General features: G+C 46.6%; 17 protein-coding genes and 1 tRNA gene. 5 read left to right on the top strand and 13 right to left on the bottom strand.

Annotated elements, in window-relative coordinates; genetic code table 11:
• Positions 1-8: 8 nt before the first annotated feature.
• The 3 genes from E1919_RS06245 to E1919_RS06235 all read right to left on the bottom strand — a co-directional run bounded on the left by E1919_RS06245 (position 9) and on the right by E1919_RS06235 (position 5,025).
• The gene (locus E1919_RS06245; protein WP_162052490.1) at positions 9-3,149 is read right to left on the bottom strand and encodes a tetratricopeptide repeat protein; all 3,141 of its coding nucleotides are present in this window, start codon (positions 3,147-3,149) and stop codon (positions 9-11) included.
• A gap of 245 nt (positions 3,150-3,394) precedes the next feature.
• Entirely contained in the window at positions 3,395-4,444 is a 1,050-nt protein-coding gene (holA, locus tag E1919_RS06240) for a DNA polymerase III subunit delta (RefSeq protein ID WP_162052489.1), read from the bottom strand.
• Positions 4,445-4,581: 137 nt separating this feature from the next.
• On the bottom strand, positions 4,582-5,025 hold the full coding sequence (locus E1919_RS06235) for a GNAT family N-acetyltransferase (protein WP_162052488.1): 444 nt from the start codon (positions 5,023-5,025) through the stop codon (positions 4,582-4,584).
• A gap of 209 nt (positions 5,026-5,234) precedes the next feature.
• Between E1919_RS06235 and tyrS the strand changes: the two genes are divergently transcribed.
• A complete protein-coding gene (gene tyrS / locus E1919_RS06230) occupies positions 5,235-6,539 on the top strand; it encodes a tyrosine--tRNA ligase (protein WP_162052487.1) in 1,305 nt (434 codons plus the stop codon).
• 78 nt (positions 6,540-6,617) lie between these two features.
• Here tyrS and E1919_RS06225 read toward each other — a convergent pair whose 3' ends face one another.
• Together E1919_RS06225 and E1919_RS06220 are read right to left on the bottom strand one after the other, a co-directional pair.
• Positions 6,618-6,809, bottom strand: a complete 192-nt coding sequence (locus E1919_RS06225) for a histone H1 (protein ID WP_115565941.1) — start codon at positions 6,807-6,809, stop codon at positions 6,618-6,620.
• A 105-nt stretch (positions 6,810-6,914) separates the two neighbouring features.
• Positions 6,915-8,153 carry an aminotransferase class I/II-fold pyridoxal phosphate-dependent enzyme gene (locus tag E1919_RS06220; protein ID WP_162052486.1) on the bottom strand — a complete coding sequence of 413 codons (1,239 nt, stop codon included), beginning with the start codon at positions 8,151-8,153 and terminating at the stop codon, positions 6,915-6,917.
• 218 nt (positions 8,154-8,371) lie between these two features.
• Here E1919_RS06220 and accC point away from each other — a divergent pair, with 218 nt between their 5' ends.
• The gene (accC, locus tag E1919_RS06215; protein WP_162052485.1) at positions 8,372-9,877 is read left to right on the top strand and encodes an acetyl-CoA carboxylase biotin carboxylase subunit; all 1,506 of its coding nucleotides are present in this window, start codon (positions 8,372-8,374) and stop codon (positions 9,875-9,877) included.
• Positions 9,878-9,997: 120 nt separating this feature from the next.
• On the opposite strand, the gene bshB1 is transcribed toward accC, so the two are convergent.
• The 8 genes from bshB1 to E1919_RS06175 form a co-directional block, all read right to left on the bottom strand.
• Entirely contained in the window at positions 9,998-10,717 is a 720-nt protein-coding gene (gene bshB1, locus E1919_RS06210) for a bacillithiol biosynthesis deacetylase BshB1 (RefSeq protein WP_162052484.1), read from the bottom strand.
• A gap of 14 nt (positions 10,718-10,731) precedes the next feature.
• Complete coding sequence (locus E1919_RS06205; protein ID WP_162052483.1) at positions 10,732-11,781, bottom strand: M23 family metallopeptidase; 1,050 nt, start codon at positions 11,779-11,781, stop codon at positions 10,732-10,734.
• 142 nt (positions 11,782-11,923) lie between these two features.
• Entirely contained in the window at positions 11,924-12,862 is a 939-nt protein-coding gene (trxB, locus tag E1919_RS06200) for a thioredoxin-disulfide reductase (protein WP_162052482.1), read from the bottom strand.
• Between the two features lie 149 nt (positions 12,863-13,011).
• Positions 13,012-13,875, bottom strand: coding sequence for a sigma-70 family RNA polymerase sigma factor (locus E1919_RS06195; RefSeq protein WP_115565947.1), 864 nt, complete (start codon positions 13,873-13,875; stop codon positions 13,012-13,014).
• Positions 13,876-14,078: 203 nt separating this feature from the next.
• Entirely contained in the window at positions 14,079-16,211 is a 2,133-nt protein-coding gene (gene pnp, locus E1919_RS06190) for a polyribonucleotide nucleotidyltransferase (RefSeq protein WP_162052508.1), read from the bottom strand.
• A gap of 135 nt (positions 16,212-16,346) precedes the next feature.
• Positions 16,347-16,622 carry a 30S ribosomal protein S15 gene (rpsO, locus tag E1919_RS06185; protein WP_115565948.1) on the bottom strand — a complete coding sequence of 92 codons (276 nt, stop codon included), beginning with the start codon at positions 16,620-16,622 and terminating at the stop codon, positions 16,347-16,349.
• 114 nt (positions 16,623-16,736) lie between these two features.
• Entirely contained in the window at positions 16,737-18,149 is a 1,413-nt protein-coding gene (locus tag E1919_RS06180) for an LptF/LptG family permease (protein ID WP_162052481.1), read from the bottom strand.
• A 99-nt stretch (positions 18,150-18,248) separates the two neighbouring features.
• Entirely contained in the window at positions 18,249-18,653 is a 405-nt protein-coding gene (locus E1919_RS06175; RefSeq protein ID WP_162052480.1) for an START-like domain-containing protein, read from the bottom strand.
• A 135-nt stretch (positions 18,654-18,788) separates the two neighbouring features.
• Between E1919_RS06175 and E1919_RS06170 the strand changes: the two genes are divergently transcribed.
• The 3 genes from E1919_RS06170 (at position 18,789) to E1919_RS06160 (ending at position 21,352) form a co-directional block, all read left to right on the top strand.
• Positions 18,789-18,862: transfer RNA gene (locus tag E1919_RS06170), tRNA-Met, on the top strand.
• Between the two features lie 453 nt (positions 18,863-19,315).
• A complete protein-coding gene (locus E1919_RS06165; protein ID WP_162052479.1) occupies positions 19,316-19,582 on the top strand; it encodes a hypothetical protein in 267 nt (88 codons plus the stop codon).
• Between the two features lie 162 nt (positions 19,583-19,744).
• Positions 19,745-21,352: an alpha-amylase family glycosyl hydrolase gene (locus E1919_RS06160; protein ID WP_162052478.1), complete on the top strand. Its 1,608-nt coding sequence runs from the start codon at positions 19,745-19,747 to the stop codon at positions 21,350-21,352.
• Positions 21,353-21,497: the final 145 nt, after the last annotated feature.

The raw sequence follows: 21,497 nt of genomic DNA, 5'->3' as shown, positions 1-21,497 counted from the left end.
TCCTTCTCCTATTGCTGACCTGTTGTATCATTCTGCGGCACTACTTGCTGCAGTGGCACAGAATCCTGTTGCGGTGTCAGGTTCTGCTGCGGTACACTGTCCTGCTTTGGCGCCAGGTTCTGCTGTTGCGGTTGTGTGGTGGTGTTACCGTCATACGTAGCTAACTTCCGCTTCGCCTCTGCCACAATCTCCTGATTCGGGGCATTTTCTATGATAGAATTCAGCGTGGCGCGTGCCTGGAACATTTCATTCTGAGCCGCATAGTTGTCCGCTATAATAAGAAAAGCCTTGCCCAACCAGAAGTCATAGTTAGAATACTTCGTATTGAAATCAAAAGCAACATCCAGCGACTCCTGGTACTTCTTCTGCTTATGAAGGATTTCTGCTATTAGGTATTTTGCCTCTGCGCCGTTCACATCAGATGCAGATTCTACTGTTTCGCGCAGTTGTGTTAGCGCCTGATCCAGGTTGCCTTGTGCATAGGTGGCCTTGGCCCTGAACAACAGCGCTGAATTGTAGGCGTTGAGTGAGGCGTTGCCCTGGCTGATAAGTTCATTTGCCGCACGTTTCGTAGCCTCATAGTCATTGGTGCGGTAGTAGCTTTGCATCAGGCCTGTTAAGGCTGTCTGCTGTTCTTTTCTGTTTGTAGCTAAATCACGAAGGCGGCTGTAGTACTTGATGGCTTCAGGATAATTCTTTGCTTCAAACTCCAGATCAGCCACCCGCTGTATCGCGCGGTTCACATACTCGGAACGGTTCAGGCTAATCACTTCTTTCATGCGCGGTAGGCCTTCCTGCATGTTGTTCTGGCGCAGGTAAGAATCTGCCAGGAAATAACGTGCATCAGCAGCGAATGAGCTCTTAGGGTATGACTTTAGGTAGCCTTCAAACTTCGGCACTGCCTGCTCGTACTTCTGGCTGAAGTACAGTGATTTAGCAGCTTCGTATTCAACGCTTTCTAAAGCATCACTTTCCGGGTTGGCTACTTTAAACCTGTCTAGGTAAGAATCAAACTCACTACTACGATTTTCTGTGCCTAGCACCTCCTGAAGAGAGTACAGTGCGCCGCTGGCCACTTTGGCAGATGGATATTCTTCCAGCACACGTTTCTGGTCAGCAATGGCAAGCTCATTCTGTCCTAAGTTTCTGTAGGCGGTACCCCGCTTCTGAAGCGCATTTGGTACCAGTTTACTATCCGGTACAGAGTTGATGAGGGTAGTAAAACCTGATACAGCTGCCTGATAATTACCTGATTCATAGTCAATCAGGGCGCGCTGGTAATAGGCATCATCGAGGTACCGTGACTTCGGGTATTTACTTATCAGTTCCTGCAGCGCCGTTTTAGCCTGTTCGTTTCGGTTGTTGATGCTCAGCACTACACCCTTCTGAAACAGCGCGTAATCACGATCGGGAGAGCTGGTGGAAAGCACACGCTCATACAGTTTAAGTGCCTCGCTGTAATTCTTGCTTACATAATATAGGTCTGCCAAACGTACGGTGGCATCGTTGTAATTCGGGTTGCTTGGCTTGATAGACTCCAGGTAAGCCTTGAAATGTGGCAGGGCCTTCTCATACTCTTTTGTATTGAAGTAGGCATAGCCAATACCATAGCGGGACTTGGTATAGTAATCCGTTTTTGTTGAAGGCGTCGTTCTGAAAACTGCGCCATAGCTGTTAATGGCGTCCTTGTAACGCTGCCCGATTGAATAGGCTTCCCCTTTTACAAAGTGGCTGGAGGCTGTTACTTCTTTATCATAAGGATATTCCAAAGACTTGTCCAGCATTTGTACGGCCTGCGGGAACTTGGCGTCGTTGAACAGGTTCACCGCGTGGTGGTATGTTACGCGCTGGTAGGTTTGCAGAATGCGCCAGCTTTTATTTGGAAGACTCTCAATATGACGGATAGCATCCGCATAATTATTTGAGCCGAAGTAAGCTTCACTCAACAGTTTGTCTGCTTCCTCCCCTTGCTCAGATTCCGGGTATTTTTCATTGAACTCCGCCAATGAATTGATTACTTCCCGGAAATTCCCGAGCTCATAACTTACCTGGGCATACTTCAGGTTGGCAGCTTCTGTTATAGCTTTGTCCTGGTCGTTTTTTCGCGCCTGGTCAAAGGCCGTGAGGGCAAACTGCTTGTTATTTTCCTTCAGGTAACTTAAGCCCAGGTAATACGCCGCGTTCTGACCAATTGCGTCTTTCTTCAGCGCTATTTCTTTGAAGTTAGCAATAGCATTCTTGTAGTTGTTGTTCTTGTAATCGGTAAGCGCTATTTTGTATTGCACCACCGGCTCCAGCGAACGCTTGCCTGAGGCAAACTGGTTGAAGTATTTCTCTGCTTCTTTATAATCCGCTTTTTGATAATAAGCATCCCCCACTAAGAGGGCAATTTCATCTGACTGCTGCACCGACGGTTTTCTGGCAAGCGCCTCCTCCCCGTATCGGATTACCTCATATATATCATTCTCCTTGTAAAGTATCTCCGTGATCATGTAAGGAACAATATTCGCATAGGCTTCATTCTTCTCCGCAATCTTCAGATCTGTTTTGGCGGAAGCATAATCGCCATTGCGGTAAGCAATGTATCCGGCATAGTAATTTGAGGCGTAAGCAAAACGGTGGTCGTCATCGCGGAAGCCGGTGGTCTTGTTCTTGTCGAAATAGATTTTGGCGTTCTCGAAGTCCTTCGTGGCAAAGTAGGAATAACCCAGTTTAAATTCTAACTCCTTGTTTTGTTTGATGCTGAGCAGGTGTGAAGGAGCCTGCTTCAACAATTCTACTGCTTTTTTATAGTCTTTCTTTTCGAAATAGTAAAGGCCCAGTTCATAGTTTGCCAGGGCTGTTTTAGGGTGCGTCGGGTAATTGTTAGCAAAATTTACAATCAGTTGCTCTGCGTCCGGATGAAACAGGTACAGGCCACTGAGCGCGTAGTAGTATTGTGCATCTGCCGTTTTGGCTTCATCACCTGTCAGTTCTATATACTTGCTGAAGGCTTCCTGCGCGGCACCATACTTGGCCCGGTCAAACAGTTCAATCCCTTCATGGAAATACCTTTCTTCGTTGGTAAAAACCTGCGTATGCTGGGCTACCACCACATGGGAGCCTCCCGCCAGTACGGATGCAAGTGCTATTTTGTACGCTATCTTCATATTATATATTCATTGCCTCTGCAGGCCATCAAAATGTTCGGATTTGAAAGAAAATCAACCTGGTGCTACGGGGTTTTCTCCTGCCGCAGAGGTTCTAAAACTGAACTCAAAGTTAACAAATTTTAGCTAGCAGCAGGCTCCTGAAAAACTTTTCTGTAAAGTTCTGAAACCTTAAACATCGTATAATAACTATACAATGTCCGGGTGCTTTAAAATATTGTGTGTTGTGGATAATTAGACATTATTTATACTGCCGCCATCGCGCGCGGAACCGGGTGCAGCATCTTAAACACCAGCTCCCGCAGAATAGCCGCATCCGACATGTCGCCCCCTGTTATACCCTTCACCTGCAAATCAGCCACACGTATAAAATGAATAATATCAATGCAGCGCTGCAAGGGAAACACTCGGAGCGCCTGCATGTATTCCTTCACCAGAAAGCCCCGGTTCCCCAAGCTCTTGCGGATGCCCCCCTCCGACTTATCGGCTGCGGTATGCAAACTGAGCAGCTTCGTGAAAAATGAAAAAATCAGGCTCAGGTTTGGGATGAGCGGGTTGTTTTTAGGGTTGGCTTCGAAATACTGTATGATGCGGTGCGCTTTCAGCGCGTCGCGTGCAATCAGGGCCGACTGAAGTTCAAAGATGTTGTAATCTTTACTGATGCCCACGTTCTCCTGCACTGCCCGCTCATCAATCGTCGCGCCAGGTTTGAGGTTAATCAGGAGCTTATCAATTTCGTTGGAAAGCCGGGATAAGTCTGCTCCAATATATTCGCTTAGCAGCAGCACCGCTGGCTGTGTAGCCTTTACCCCCTTTTGCTTCAGATAGTTGGTGACCCAAGCGGGCACCTGGTTGTCGTACAGCTTCTTGGTTGTGAGCAGCACGGCCTGCTTGCTTACGGCTTTCGCCAGTGCCTTCCGACCGTCCAACGTTTTGTGCTTGTAACAAAATACAAGTATTGTAGAGGTCAGGGGGTGCTGCAGGTAGGCCTCCAGTTGCCTTATACCATCTTCCCGCTCAATATCAACGATACTCTGCGCCTCTTTCACAATCACAACCGATCTCTCAGACATCATTGGAAAGCGTTTCGCCTGAAGCAGTACTGTAGAGATGTCTGCATCCTTGCCATACACCACCACCTGGTTAAAACCTTTTTCATGTTCCTGCAGCGCGTGCTCATCAATATAGTTTGCTATCAGGTCGATGTAGTAAGGCTCCTCTCCCTGCAGAAAGTACACAGGTGCGAACTGCCTTTTCTTCAGTTGTTCTAAAATGCCTTCGGGTGTGTGTGACATGGCGGTGCTGCTTTATTCTGGATCGGAACCCTTCCCTTTTTTGAAATCTCCTCTACAAATTTAAGGTATCAGAGGCAAAGTCAAAGTATAAAGTAGAGAATAAGGCATGATAAATCAGGGGCAACAGACCAAAGACTTTAACACAGGTTTTTTACCATTACGAGCCTTGGCGAATGGTCCAGGTAATAATTTTCAGTATTTTCCTGTGTCTCAAAGCCCAGCCTCTCATAAATGCTGATACCGGGCTTGTTCTCCGGGTGAACAGTCAAATTAACAGTTGTGGCTCCCATTGCCTTTACTTCTTCCACTAAATTAGTGGTTAAGCTTTCCCCTATCTTCCTGCCTCTGTACTCCGGCAGCACCCCCAGCGACAGAAACCAAGCCTCCTTTTTTTCACTGTTGTAGTGCCCGATACAGTAGGCAATAATCTCCCTGCCTATTTCTACCACCTTCATCAGCCCGTATGAGATGTCAAGAAACTGACGCAGGGCGAAAATCGGGTAACTTTCTTCCTCAAAGAGAAGCTGATCAATTGCTTTTACCTGTTGCAGATCTTCAACTTCTGCTGCTCGTATATTCATTTATGCTGTTTCTGACTGTTATTGTAAGTGTAAGTTACACTTATGGCACTGATGTTATGGCTAAAGGCTAATATTAGTCTAAAAGGAACATAAGCATAAGTGGCGTTTGCTAAGGCGCAAAAACATCTTAAAATACATCTAATCCTATTTTGAGAGATCAAACTGCCAACTCTTTTTTATATTTGCCTTGATACACGAATTAGGTTTACATGAATTTAATAGAAGAATTAAGATGGAGAGGCATGCTCCACGACTTCATGCCAGGAACAGAAGAACAACTTGCCTCCGGAATGACAGCGGGCTACATCGGCTTTGACCCGACCGCGGCATCCCTGCATATAGGTAACCTGGCAACCATCATGCTGCTGGTGCAACTGCAGCGGGCGGGCCACAAGCCAATCGCTTTAGTGGGTGGTGCGACAGGCATGATCGGTGACCCTTCCGGCAAGTCAGCAGAAAGGAACCTGCTGGATGAGAACACCCTGAACGCAAACCAGGAAGGTATCCGGAAGCAACTGGAGAAGTTCCTGGACTTCAACAGCGGGTCAAATTCAGCTGAGATCGTAAACAACTATGACTGGTTTAAAGAGTTCAGTTTCCTTGGTTTCCTGCGTGAGGCCGGCAAGCACCTGACCGTGAATTACATGATGGCCAAAGATTCTGTTAAGAAGCGCATCAGTGCTGACGAGGAAGGTGACCGTGCCGAGGGCCTCTCCTTCACGGAGTTTTCCTACCAGCTTATTCAGGGCTACGACTTCTACCACTTATACAAAAATAAAAGTGTGCGCCTGCAGATGGGTGCTTCTGACCAATGGGGTAACATCACGACTGGTACAGAGCTTATCCGGCGGATAGACGGCGGAAAAGCCTTTGCTTTGGTTGGCAAACTGGTTACTAAATCAGACGGCACCAAGTTCGGCAAGTCCGAAGGCGGCAATGTATGGCTCGACCCTGAACTCACATCTCCTTACAAGTTTTACCAGTTCTGGCTGAACCTGTCGGATGAGGAAGCCGGCAAGCTGATAAAGGTATACACGCTGCTTCCGCAGGAGGAGATAAAACGTATATCTGAAGAGCACAACCAGGCGCCGCACCAGCGCGCTTTACAGAAAGCCTTAGCTAAAGATGTTACAATTCGGGTACATTCTGAAGAAGACTATAATGCGGCTGTAGAAGCCTCAGAAATTTTATTTGGTAAAGGCGATTTAGAGACGTTGAAAGGCCTTCGGGAAGATATTTTGCTGTCAGTATTCGAAGGGGTGCCGCAGATTGAGGTGAGTAAGGAAAACTATACGAAAGCGGCCACTGTAACGGATCTGCTGTCGGAGGTAACAGCGGGACAGATATTCGAATCAAAGGGTGAGGCCAAGCGCATGATTAAGAACGGGGGTGTTAGCGTTAACCGCCAGAAGGTACAAAGCCCGGATGATGCCGTTTCCTTTGAATTGTTGCAGGAGAAATACCTTGTGGTGCAGAAAGGCAAGAAAAACTACTATCTTATAACAGTTAATTAACTGTTATACAGCATTTTAAATAAAAAAGGTGACCTTTTTAGGCCACCTTTTTTATTATTAACTCTTTTACAAGTTGTCTTATTTTGCGCTTTCAGTGCTGTTTTTCATGTCCTGAACTTCCTTACGGATGTCCTGAGCCATGTTTTTCAGGTCTTGCATACCTTTACGTACACGAGTACCAGCAGCTGCATTTCCTTTGTCGTAGAATTTTTCGAAGTCCCCTTCCAACGACATTACTAGATCCTTGAGTTTGCTAAAGTTGTTGTTCATTTGTGCTTTAATTATTGTGAAACATTTAGTTTTATTCCTCTAATATACACATTTAATGAAAACAAGCAAAAATTAAGGAATTTTAATATAAGCCTTTTGAGCGAACTAGGCGGTTACTGCCGGGCTGGAGTATAAGCCTTTGTCCAATTTCAGTGCAATTTTCTCGAAAGCTGCAATGGTCTCTTTCACATCATCCAGTGTATGGGCTGCCGTTGGAATCAGGCGCAGCATGATAACATCCTTTGGCACAACCGGATATACCACAATAGAGCAGAAAATGCTGTAGTTCTCGCGCAGGTCCAGCGTCAGCTGTGTAGCATCCGGAATTTGCCCGTTAAGAAATACAGGCGTTACCGGAGATTCTGTGGTACCAATGTTAAAGCCTTTCTCACGAAGGGCGCTTTGCAATGCATTTACCACCTCCCACAGTTTGTCTTTCAGTTCAGGATGGTTGCGGAGCAGTTCGAGGCGTTTCAGGGCACCCACCGTAATTGGCATTGGCAGCGACTTGGCGAATATCTGCGAACGCATGTTGTAGCGCAGGTACTCTACCACCTGCTCGTTGGAGGCAACAAAGGCACCGATGCTGGCCATGGACTTTGCAAATGTAGAGAAGTAAACGTCGATACCGTCCTGCACACCCAGGTGCTCTCCTGTACCGGCGCCTGTAGCACCCATTGTACCGAAGCCGTGCGCATCATCTACAAATAAGCGGAAGTTAAATTTCTCTTTAAGGGCCACCACATCTTTCAGGTTGCCCAGGTTACCAGACATGCCAAAAACACCCTCAGTAATGACCAGGATGGCGCCACCTGTGTTTTCAGTCCAGCGTGTAGCACGCTCCAACTGTTTCTCCAGGCTTTCCATGTCGTTATGGCTATACACAAAGCGCTTGCCTTGGTGCAAGCGCACACCATCTATAATACATGCATGCGATTCAGCATCATAAACAATTACATCGTGGCGGTCTACAAGGGCATCGATTATGGACACCACTCCCTGGTAGCCGAAGTTCAACAACATTGCATCCGGTTTCTGCACAAAATCAGCCAGTTCAGCCTCCAGTTGCTCGTGCAGGTTTGTGTTACCCGACATAATACGTGCACCCATTGGTGTTGCCATACCCCATTCTGCAGCAGCATACGCGTCAGCTTTGCGCACCTCAGGATGGTTGGCAAGGCCAAGGTAGTTGTTCAGGCTCCAGGTCAACACCTCTTTTCCTCTGAACCTCATGCGCGGGGCAATCTCACCTTCAAGCTTTGGAAATGTGAAATAGCCATGTGCATAATGAGAGTGGCTGCCTAAAGGACCTCTGTTGGTCAACAACTTTTCAAATAAATCCACTAGTGTAATGATTAGGTTATCTGTATAATTTGAACTTATGCTTTAAAACTACATATTTACAATATATATAGAATTTAAGTATAATGCTGCACAAAGTTATGGTTTATTCAACTCATTTACAATTATGGGCCAGTACAGGAAAGTGCTTTTTCTAAAGCTCATTTTTAAGTTTCGCTTTAAAAGCTTTTCTTTGATGCAAAACATAAGGTAGTTTCTGCATGAGTAAAATAAACAAGATTCTTATAGCCAACCGGGGTGAAATAGCTCTGCGCGTGATGCGTACAGCGAAAGAAATGGGTATCAAAACGGTCGCTATTTACAGCGAAGTCGACCGTAATGCCCTGCATGTGCGCTTTGCTGATGAAGCTGTATGTGTCGGTGGTCCAAAATCCAGTGAGTCCTACCTGCGCGGTGACTATATTATTGAGGTATGCAAGCGACTACAGGTAGATGCAGTGCACCCTGGCTATGGTTTCTTATCTGAAAATGCCGGTTTTGCAGCCAAGGTAAAAGAAGCCGGCATTATCTTCATTGGCCCATCACCGGAAGCCATTGAGCTGATGGGAAGCAAGCTGGCCGCCAAGGCCGCTGTAGCAAAGTATGACATCCCGATGGTGCCGGGCACTGAAGAAGCTATCACGGATGTAGAGGCTGCCAAACGTATTGCCACCGAAGTGGGCTTCCCTATCCTGATCAAGGCCAGCGCCGGTGGTGGCGGTAAAGGCATGCGTGTGGTAGAGGGTGTTGAAGAGTTCGAACAGCAGATGAAGCTGGCTGTCAGTGAAGCAACTTCGGCCTTCGGTGATGGTTCTGTTTTTATTGAGAAATACATCGGTTCGCCGCGCCACATCGAGATCCAGGTTTTAGGAGATACGCATGGCAACATTGTGCACCTGTTCGAGCGTGAGTGTTCTATTCAGCGCCGCCACCAGAAGGTAATTGAGGAGGCTCCCTCTTCCGTTCTCACACCTTCGCTTCGCGAGGCTATGGGTCGCTGCGCCGTCAACGTTGCCAAGGCCTGTGATTATATAGGGGCTGGCACGGTAGAGTTCCTGTTGGATGAGAAGCTGAATTTCTACTTCCTGGAAATGAACACCCGCCTGCAGGTAGAACACCCGGTAACAGAGCAAATAACGGGTTTAGACCTGGTTAAAGAACAGATATACATCGCGGAGGGTAAGCCCTTAGCTTACAGGCAGGAAGATCTACATATATATGGCCATGCACTGGAACTGAGGGTGTATGCTGAAGATCCTTCGAATAACTTTTTACCCGATATAGGCCGGCTTGAGACATACCAGCGCCCTCAGGGCTTAGGCGTGCGGGTAGACGATGGCTTTGAGCAGGGCATGGATATTCCGATTTATTACGACCCGATGATAGCGAAACTGGTAACTTTCGGCAAAGACCGTCAGGAAGCCATAGACAAGATGCTTCGGGCAATAGATGAATACCAGATAACCGGAATAGAGACAACTTTATCATTCGGTACCTTTGTACTCCAGCACGAGGCTTTTGTTAGCGGTAACTTCGACACAAAATTTATTGAACGGTATTTTACCCCGGAAGCACTGCAGCAGAAGCCTGAAGAGGCCACAGAGCAAATCACCGCTGTACTGGCTGCCATCCTGGTAGATCGGAAAAAACCAGCAGCGGCGGTAATTGAAGGCGCAAACGAAGTTCCTCGCCATACCTCTAACTGGAGAAAAAACAGATTCAGGTAAACTCTTTCATCAGTAACCGACTCGCGCAGTAGGATTTGTTATACCAAGAATATAGAGAAAGGGCGCTGCAAGTATATTGCAGCGCCCTTTCTCTATATTCCTTCTCTATTATGTTAATCTTTAAATCAGGTCGAACAGGTTACGCACGCCAATGTAACGTTCTTTTGTGAAGCCCTCCCCATAGGTAACGCCTATCGTATGGCCCAGTTCTTTGGCCCTGGCCTCTACAAACCCAAGAAACTCAGGTGAAGAGATGTAGGTGTTAGGAGAGTCATCGTTCGGGTTATGGAACTGTGACTTATAAGCCCGGATTGATTCCATCTTCTTTTCCCAATAAGGTGTTACGTCCACCACAATATCCGGTGTGATGAAGCGATCCTGGATAAAATGGTACACTACCTTTGGGCGCCACGCCTCCTGCGCTTCTCCCTCCTCATCAGTGGTGCTTATCATTTTAAGACCTGCTTTAAAACAGGACTCTGATAAAAGCGCAGCGCCACGTCCGTGATCAGGATGGCGGTCATGAATTGCATTGGCAATGACAATTTCGGGCCGGTATTGGCGAATTTTCTGGATAACCTGTAACTGATGCTGCCGATCATTCTGAAAAAAGCCATCAGCAAAGCCTAAATTGTCTCTTACCTCCACTCCCATCACGTTAGCCGCGTCTGCTGCCTCCTGCAAACGTATCTCCGCTGTGCCGCGCGTGCCTAGCTCTCCGTGCGTTAAATCCACAATACCCACCTTTTTACCAGCGGCAATATGGGCAATCAATGTTCCCGCGCAACCTAACTCTACATCGTCCGGGTGCGAGGCAAAGGCAAGAATATCTAATTTCATATTTTTCTAAGTGATTATCTGATGCGCAATGATTTACCAATGCGCAAAGTGGTGCGGGTACTCATGCCATTCAGCTTAGCAAGCTGGCTTATAGAAACGCCGTATTTTTTGGAAATACCGGATAGTGTATCGCCGCTACGCACTTTGTGGTAAGCGGCCCGTCTGCCGGCACTCGCACTTCCCTTCTTAGCTTTGTTGTAATAGTTAAAAACTGCTGATGTAATCTGGAAGCTCTCCCCCTTCAGCAGGTAATCAGGGAAATCATATATATTTTCGGGGTCCAGGGGGTTTCCCTGGTAACGCACTTCATAATGCAGGTGCGGGCCAGAAGAACGACCGGTGCTGCCACCAAGCCCTAGCAGCTCCCCCGCCTTCACATACTGCCCGGGCTGTGCAATAGCCTTGCTCATATGGCCATATAACGTCTCCAGTCCATTATAATGTCGCACCACAATATAATTGCCGTAGCCACCGCCATCCCACTTATTTATGCGCACCACCCCGTCAAAAGCCGCGAAAATAGTATCGCCGGTATTCAGGTCTATGTCTGTACCATAGTGCCAGCGCCCGCTCCTGGCTCCAAAGTGGCTGGTGATGGGGGTTTTCTCCAACGGCATGTTGTAATTACGGTTAGAGGCCATGTCATACAGCTTTATATCTACCGTATCCTTTAGCTGCCGCCCATCCATCTTGTATGGGTTGAGGTTGCGCGTGTCCCAGATAGCATAGTAGCCGGCAATTTTAATCCAACTGGAGTCTACCAGCACTTCTTCCGACATCTCTACGATATGCTGTTCCCCCAGGTCAAGCTCAGAAGTATCTTCACTTACAATTGAAAGCTCCTTCTTCGGATTAAAGAAAATGGATGCATCAGCATCAGAACCCTCATCCGGAAAATCCTCATACTTGATAAGGATAGTCGTATCGGGCCGCACATACTGAATCTTTGGGGTCTTCACCTTAAAGAAATCCTTTGTCTTGCCTTGTGCCATCGCACCTCCGGCACAACACAGTATGCAGAGAAAAAGCAATACAAAAAATATGGGTGCTTTGATTTTAAACATTCTTCTCGAAAGGTTGGCTGTGCTGCCTTTTCTGCAACACATACTTGCTTCTTAAAACTACAGCACAGCCATTTTATTGTAAATCATCCTCTGTCACAGCATAAATGACAGTAAAAGCAGGATGCTCAAGGGCACCGGGAAGTTAATGCTGGTTCTGAGCGGCCAGATACCTTTCAGCATCCAGAGCAGCCATACAGCCAGTTCCAGCCGCCGTTACGGCCTGTCGGTACGTGAAGTCCTGTACATCGCCGCAGGCAAACACACCGTCTACATTTGTCTTGGATGTGCCTGGAATAGTACGTATATACCCGTTTTCGTCCAGGTTCAGGTAATCAGCAAATATGTCAGAATTAGGCTTATGCCCGATGGCCACAAAAAAGCCTGACACCGGAATCTCTCGCGTTTCCTCTGTGAGCACGTTTTTCACACGAACAGCCTCCACGGTATGCTCTCCTAAAATCTCATCTGTTATTGAGTTCCAGAGAATCTCAATGTTTTCCGTGTTTTTCACACGCTCCTGCATGATGGTGGAGGCCCGCATCTCATCACGGCGCACTATCATGTACACTTTCTTGCACAGGTTGGAAAGGTAAGTCGCCTCTTCCGCAGCCGTATCACCGGCTCCTATGATAGCTACATCCTGCCCACGGTAAAAGAAACCATCGCAAACGGCACAGGCAGAGACGCCGCTACCGTTTAGCCTTGCCTCAGACTCCAGCCCGAGCCATTTGGCGGAAGCACCAGTCGATATGATCACCGTATGCGCTTCAATCACTTTCTGGTCGTCGATGGTTACTTTGTGTGGCTTGGAAGAAAAATCTACCGCTGTGGCAATACCATAACGTATATCGGTACCAAAACGCTCTGCCTGGGATTTGAAGTCTTCCATCATCTGAGGGCCATTAATTCCCTGAGGGTAACCCGGGTAGTTCTCTACGTCGTTGGTGATGGTCAGCTGACCTCCTGGCTGAAGGCCCTGGTATAAAACGGGGTTAAGACCGGCTCTGGAGGCATAGATGGCTGCAGTATATCCTGCAGGCCCGGAACCGATTATCAAACATTTTACTTTTTCTATTTCCATTACGAATATGTTTCAAAAGAAATCAGGATGCAAACATACAAAATTTCTGTGCCTCTGCCTGCATAGCGTCCTGATTTTGCCTTGCTTGTTGGGATAAAAAAAGCCCCGGCATTTGGGCCAGGGCTATTACTTTTCATGTGAACGAGCCTTTAGCCTAAGTAAGGCTTCAATGCTTTGCTCCTGGATGTATGGCGAAGTCTTCTGATGGCCTTTTCTTTAATCTGGCGCACACGCTCGCGTGTCAGGTTAAACTTTTCTCCAATTTCCTCCAGTGTAAGTGAATGCTCTCCATTTAAACCAAAGTACAGGGAAATTACGTCAGCTTCGCGTTTAGTTAAAGTTGAAAGGGCACGCTGTACCTCTTTGCGAAGCGAGTCGTTCATCAGCCCCATATCCGGTGACTCCTCGTCTTCGTTCTCGAGCACGTCCAGCAGGCGGTTTTCCTCACCTTGCACGAAAGGCGCATCCACAGACACATGGCGACCAGATATTTTAAGAGTATCTACGACCTCAGCAGTTGTCAATTCAAGTACCTCGGCGATCTCTTCAGGTGATGGCTCACGCTCGAACTTCTGCTCAAGCTCTGAGAAAGATTTAGAAATCTTGTTAAGGGAACCTACACGGTTAAGCGGAAGGCGCACGATACGCGACTGCTCAGCTAAAGCCTGCAGAATAGACTGGCGGATCCACCAAACAGCATAAGAGATAAATTTAAAGCCTCGTGTTTCATCAAATCGCTTGGCTGCCTTTATCAAACCTAAGTTACCCTCGTTGATAAGGTCGCCCAAAGAAAGGCCCTGGTTCTGATACTGCTTTGCCACCGACACAACAAATCGTAAGTTGGCTTTTGTTAACTTCTCAAGCGCAAACTGATCTCCCTCTCTGATTCTCTGAGCCAGCGACACCTCTTCGTCTGGAGTAAGCAAATCAACTTTACCAATCTCCTGCAGGTATTTATCAAGCGATTGGCTTTCGCGGTTTGTTATCTGTTTGCTTATCTTGAGTTGTCTCATCAGAGTATATTGTTATTGCAAAAATGGTGTGAAAATTAAAAATTAGCTTGGTGTCTGAACACTCGATAATCGCGCAAAGTTCTTTCATCTATTAAATTAAATCAAGATGTGAGGCTTTGGTGACTAAAGAAACTCTTGGCACCATGTACTTAACCAAAGTGAGGCACCAAGAGTTCTGTTATGTGATAATATTACTATTGATTTTATTCAGGAGCACCTGGTTTAGGTATGATAGCCTTACGTGACAGCTTAAACTTGCCGGTCTTCTTATCTACATCAATCAATTTGACTTTCACTTCTTCTCCAATTTCCAGTACACCTTCCATTGTCTCGAGGCGTTCGTGCTTGATCTCAGAAATGTGCAATAAACCGTCTTTACCGGACATAAACTCTACGAAAGCACCGTAAGGCTGAATAGACTTTACTTTACCGATGTAAGTATCACCAATTTCCGGCTGAGCAACGATGGCTTTGATTCTGGAAATCGCATTGCTCATGGCTTCCTCGTCGGTGGCGAAGATATTCACATGGCCTTTCTCATTCTTCTCCTCGATGATGACAGTGGCACCAGTGTCTTTCTGAATCTGCTGTATTACCTTTCCACCTGGTCCGATTACGGCACCAATAAATTCTTTATCAATCACGATGTTGAAAGAACGTGGCGTATGCGGCTTATAGTCAGCATTAGGTTCAGCAAGTGTCTTGGACATCTCGTTCAGGATGTGCGCACGACCTGCATTTGCCTGAGCCAATGCCTGGCTCAGCACCTCGTAAGACAATCCTTGTACCTTGATATCCATTTGGCAGGCGGTGATACCATTTTTAGTACCAGCAACTTTAAAGTCCATGTCTCCTAAATGGTCTTCATCACCTAAGATATCTGACAACACTGCGAATTTGCCTGTCTTCTCATCTGTGATAAGGCCCATCGCGATACCGGAAACGCCGCCCTTCACAGGTATACCGGCATCCATCAGCGCCAGTGAACCAGCACATACAGTAGCCATAGAAGAAGAACCGTTTGACTCCAAGATATCGGAAACAATACGGATTGTGTACGGATTCTGATCTTCCGGCGGAAGCACTTTTTTAAGGGCACGCAAGGCCAGGTTACCGTGGCCTACCTCACGTCGGCCAGGGCCTCTGTTTGGTTTTACCTCACCGGTAGAGTAAGCCGGGAAGTTGTAGTGCAGCAAAAATTTATTTGTACCGGACACCATGGCGCTGTCAATCAGCTGCTCATCCATTTTAGTACCCAGTGTTACTGTAGTCAGAGACTGTGTTTCGCCACGGGTAAAGATTGCAGAACCGTGCGTAGCTGGCAGGTAATTCACCTCCGACCAGATAGGGCGTATTTCATCTAACTGACGGCCATCCAGACGAACACGCTCATTTAGTACCAGGTTGCGTACTGCGTCTTTCTCTGTGTCGTGGAAATAAGTCTTAATCAGACCCATATCATAGGTATGATCCTCTGGCAGAGTAGAAACAAATTCTTCCAGCACTGCAGCAAAGCCTACTTTACGCTCTGATTTGGATACGCCTTTTCTGGCAACATCGTATGCTTTCTGGTAAGTAGCTTCATACATACGCTGGCGCAACTCTTCGTCGTGCGTTTCATGCGAATACTCGCGCTTCACGGTTTTGCCGACCTCTTCAGTTAACTCCATCTGCGCCTGGCACTGCACCTTGATCGCTTCGTGCGCAAATTTGATTGCCTCCAGCATTTCTGCTTCAGACACTTCATTCATTTCTCCCTCAACCATGGCCACGCTGTCGAAAGAGGCACCAACCATCAGGTCGATGTCAGCACGCTGTAGCTGGGTAACAGTTGGGTTAATCACCAGCTGGCCATCTACACGGGCTACGCGCACTTCGGAGATAGGGCCGTTAAAAGGAATGTCAGACACTGCCAGGGCAGCAGAAGCTGCAAGCGCGGCAAGTGCATCCGGCATGATCTCTTTATCAGCAGAGATTAGATTTATCGATACTTGTGTTTCAGAATGGTAGTCAGATGGGAAAATCGGGCGAAGAATACGGTCTACTAGGCGAGACACGAGGATTTCATAGTCAGATAATCGGGCTTCTCTTTTAAGGAAACCTCCTGGAATTTTACCGGATGAGGCAAATTTCTCCTGGTAGTCTACTGAAAGAGGCAAAAAGTCTACTCCTTCACGGGCACCCTGGCTAGAAACAACTGCCGCGAGTAGCATGGTGTTACCCATTCTTACTACTACAGAGCCATCTGCTTGCTTGGCAAGTTTTCCTGTTTCAATTGTTATCTCCCGGCCATCCGGAAGGGTTATGGTTTTGGTTATTGCGTTGTAAGGCATCATCATTTTTTCTTTTACATCAAAAAGACAGGGCTACCCATTGTGGCCGCTGTCGGTACTGGCAATTGAGGAAGGAAGGGGGTGGTATAAAAAAGATTAGGGAATTCCTGTAGAAGAAATTCCCTAACACTCGAAAGCTTACTTACGGATACCTAGTTCCGCAATGATTGCTCTGTATCTTTCAATGTCGTTTTTCTGCAGGTAGTTCAGAAGTCTTCTTCTTTTACCTACAAGTTTTAAAAGTCCCAGGCGTGTGCTGAAATCCTTCTTGTGGATTTTCAGGTGCTCTGTAAGGTCAGCGATGCGTGTAGTGAACAGCGCTATCTGCGACTCGGCAGAACCTGTGTCAGTCTTAGACTTGCTAAAACCATGCTTTTCGAAAATGTCTTGTTTCGCTTCAGTGGTTAATCTCATTGCGTAAATATATCAATCTGTTTTTATCTTGCAAAGACTATTATACAAGCCACAAAGGTATATAATTTACTTATACAAAAAAAACTTTTGTAGCATCTTTATATACCAAACCTGCTATAGTTTATTGCGGCGAAAGCGTGTCATCAGCTTGCGCCAGAAGTCTAGCTCCAGTAAACTGGAGTCGTTGCGCGCCTGGTAGAGGAAGAATAAGCCCATTGGAAGCAAAATAAAATTGCCAGCCCACAAACCTGCTCCTATAGATACCATTCCCTCTCGTGCCCACTTCTCTCCTAGTATCGCCATCACATACATCAAAATAAAGAAGATAATGGATATAAGCACCGGCACGCCAAGCCCCCCTTTCTTGATGATGGCTCCCAAAGGGGCACCAATCAAGAACATGATAATGATGGCGGTGGACTGGGTGTACTTTTTCCAAATCTCAATCTCGTAGTTGTTCGCTTCGCGCAACGTGTTCTTTATGCGCTCCTGATAGCTACTGGTAAAACTCTTCACGTTGCGGGCCTTATTCGTAGCCATACGCAGCACATCAGCGCTTGGTGCTGACAATTCACGGTCAATAGCTTTCCCCTGCAAGCGGTAACCATTCTTCACCTGCCCGGTATCTGCCTTAAAATAAGAGTAAAAAGGATCTACGTTGGGCGCGTAGAAGCTTACTTCCCTTTCACTATACCTTCTTAAAGAATCTGTTACTATGTTTAGCTGCGCGATATTCTTCATCATTTTATTATCAGAAAACAGCTCTTCACGGGTACGGTCTAGGTTAAAAGAAGCCATACTCAGGATAATTTTGCTTTCATCAAACTGCTGACGCACAAACTGATCATTGGAGGCCCGAAAGGAGGCATTGCCCTGCGCCACATAGGTGTTGCCCCTGAACAACTCCATAATCAGGTAGCTGTCGTTGTAGGCCATATACATTTCACCGGAGTCAGCCAGAATCACGGTGGTGTTTGAACCACCTTTGGAGTGGTCGTAAATCATCACGTCGCCCAATGTCTGGCCATCGTTAAACTTTCTGTTCACCTTGATGCTATAGCCCGGTATACCGTTGTAAAACGCCCCCTCCTTAAAGTTCATGGCAGGCTTTTTCTGGCGTATATCCCAGAGCAAGCTATACGCTTTCAGATTGGCTTTAGGCACAATGTTATTATTGAAGAAGAAAGCGCCAATGGTAATAAGTATGACAACTATAAAAACAGGTCGCAAAATGCGGGTGAGGGTAATGCCGGAAGTTTTAATGGCCGTGAGCTCATTATGCTCGCCCAGGGTCCCGAAGGTCATAAGCGACGACAGCAGTACTGCCAGCGGAAGCGCCACAGGCGCCATGTTGATGCTGAAATAGAAAAGAAGCTCCCCAAAAACCTCGGCACCCAAATCTTTACCCACAAGTTCGTCGAGGTACTTGAGCATATACTGTGTGAGCAGAATAAACTCCACCACAGCAAATGTTAATATAAATGGCCCAAAAAAGGCCTTTAGAATAAGCTTGTCTAATTTTTTCATGGGCAACAAAGGGCAAAATGGCTAGGCGCCACAGAGCCCAAGCCTTCTAAAAGGCTCTCAAATATCGTGCAAAGATAAGCAGATGCAGTGGTAAACCTGCTACCCCCCTACTAATTCACGAAGATTTTGCATCAGGTTATCCCACATCTCATCTAGTTCCTCCTGGTCCTCTTCGTCTGAGTAGTCCGTCACTTTTAGAAACTGCTCCTGTGTCAGTTCGCTTGACTCTATTGAAAAATCTACATAGGACGGATCTGCTACATGCATTTTCCTTTCGTTCAGGAAGAGAAAACGAATAGAACGGTTGGAGCGGAAGCCGGTAAGTTCTGCAAAGTGGTTGACACCATCCCAGTAAAAATTGTAAACTTTGTCTTCGTCTACAGTCACATCGTCACAAAACCACTGCGACAAGCCGCTCGGGGTCGATAAATAAGGGTAAAGAAGCTTTGCTGAAGCATTGATCGGGTACTCGCGAACAAATTTAGTCTTCGTAGCTTTGGTCATAATGAATCATATAAGAATCTGAGTAAGTATAAGATTAATTTCCCAATCTACGTATATCTTAAAAATAAAATATTTTTTTTTAGTGAGGCAACTTGCTTAATTAAGAAACAATGCCCTATATTTGCACCACAATTCGGCGGGGTAGCTCAGATGGTTAGAGCGCAGGATTCATAACCCTGAGGTCGGCAGTTCGATTCTGCTCCCCGCTACTAGAAAAGCCGCACTATCTCCTGATGGTGCGGCTTTTTCTGTTTACAGCATTTACAGCAGCAAAAAACTTCAAACCTCCTCTTACTGCTTTCATTTCTCATTTAGTTAGCGGCTGCAGGTCTTACAGGGCTTCTTAACCTGTTATAGATAAAGCTTTATCGGCTTCTTTACTTTTTTTTAAGGAAGGCAAAGTAAATTTTTCTGTTACAGGCGCGTGACTTCATACGCTGCATTTCATGCTGACGGTTTAATAACTTTGCTAAAGTAGAATTCACCTGATCGCTAGCATTAGGTTTGTAACTATTCTCTAAGTAATACCTCCTAAGCAATCCAGTCCTTCTCCCTCTCCTTACATATAGCTGGGCTAATCTTTTTACCTGTTGTTCCGTAAAAACCTGGTATAAAGAAATTAGAATAGCTCTATATAAAGTTTTCCTGAAAAAGATCCTGCTATGCACTTCAAAAGCAAGTTTCCTGTAGCCACCCTTGTGTCGCTGGTGCTAATCATTTTAACAGTGTATCATCCTGGAGAGGCGGAAAAAGTAGCTAGTGTGCTGTTCCCAATTATATGGCCGCTAATATTTATAGCAGGATTTGCTGCCATCGGCACACTCCTTTATAAGAGCAAACAGCTCAAGAGCATTCAAAAAGAAACTGTTAATACTGAAACATACCAGCACTATTCCCGCAGACTTCAGCAAACAAACGAGCCTTCCTAACATCATTATTTTATAGAGCATGTGTCAGCGTAATAAAGCTCTTTTGTAAAATCCCTTCCTCCTGCCCCTGATCTCCGATGCATTATATCCCCTTCCGCTCCGCTTCGTACATACGAAACAGAAAATAAGATATAATCAATTATAATAGATACGCTGAACAATATGGCAAATAAGCAGGAACAAGAGCATTTATGGTGGCACGAGGGTGTTATTTATCAGATATACCCCCGTTCGTTTCAGGACAGTGACGGTGATGGTATAGGCGACCTGAAAGGCATTATCAGCCGGTTAGACTATCTGAAGTGGCTGGGTGTAACCGCTATCTGGGTCTCTCCTATTTACCCCTCGCCCATGGCAGACTTTGGTTATGACATCTCTGACTATTGCGGCATTCATCCTATGTTCGGCACCATGGGTGACTTTGATGACCTGCTGCAGCAGGTGCATACCCGCGACATGAAACTTATACTGGACCTTGTGCCAAACCATACTTCCAATGAGCATCCATGGTTCCAGGAGTCAAAATCGTCGCGCGACAACCCGAAGCGTGACTGGTACATCTGGAAAGACCCGGCAGAAGACGGCAGCGAGCCTAATAACTGGCTGAGTGTGTTTGGCGGCAGCGGCTGGGAGTGGGATGAAAACACACAACAGTACTACTACCATGCCTTCCTGAAAGAGCAGCCAGACCTGAACTGGCGAAACCCGGAGGTGCAGGAAGCCATATTTGATGTGATGCGCTTCTGGTTAGACAAAGGCATAGATGGATTCAGGGTAGATGTGATGTGGCATATGATCAAAGACGACAAGTTCCGCGACAACCCACCTAACCCTGACTACAAGGAGCACATGTCTACCTACGAAAAAGTGGTTCCTGCATACTCTACTGACCAACCGGAAGTACATGACATAGTAGCTAAAATGCGGAAGGTGACAAATGATTATGACGCGCGCGTATTAATCGGAGAGATATACCTGCCAATCCACCGCCTTGTAACTTACTATGGCCACGATAACACAGGAGTACACCTGCCCTTTAACTTTATGCTCGTAAGTGAGGACTGGGATGCCCGGAAATTATCTATGAAAATTGATGAATATGAAGGTGCCATACCTCCCGGAGGCTGGCCGAATTGGGTAATCGGGAACCACGACCAGCCGAGAATATCCAGCCGCGTGGGACATTCGCAGTCGAAAGTGGCTGGTATGCTCCTTCTTACGCTACGGGGTACTCCAACCATGTATTATGGAGACGAGATAGGTATGCGCGATGTACCTATTCCGCCTGAGGAGGTGCAGGACCCACAAGGGCTGAACATGCCGGATAAAGACCTGAGCCGAGACCCGGAGCGCACGCCCATGCAATGGGATAACAGCGAAAATGCAGGCTTTACAGAAGGAAAGCCCTGGCTTCGCCTACCAGATAACTTCCGCCGGGTAAACGTGGAGGTGCAGCGCGACGATAACTTCTCTATGCTTACCTATTATCGCCGGCTGATAAAATTACGCCAGGAAGAGCCTGCACTGCATATCGGAGACTATGCCCCTGTTGTCTCAAAGGATTCACTGCTCTCCTTTATTCGCAAATACGAGGATCGGCAATTCCTTATCATTTTGAACCTGACGCATAAGCCATGCCTCTTCCGGGCTGAACACCATACTTACAAAGGCAAAATCGTGTTGGCAACAGATCCCGAACGCGAAGGCATGCAGATAGAGAAAAATATCAGCATCTCAGGAGATGAGGGCATTGTGGTGTTATTAGACTAGCCTGAGCAGCATCCTACTCTTATATGTGCTCGTTTATCAGAGCATACCTTAACAAACGTTAAGGTTATGGTAATAAATGCAGCAAAGGCCCCGGTGTTTTACTTCGGGGCCTTTGCTGTTCTGTAGTTGAATTAAAATAAAGAAT

Source organism: Pontibacter pamirensis (assembly GCF_010015475.1).
GTDB lineage: Bacteria > Bacteroidota > Bacteroidia > Cytophagales > Hymenobacteraceae > Pontibacter > Pontibacter pamirensis.
This window is presented reverse-complemented; position numbering and strand designations above follow the sequence as displayed.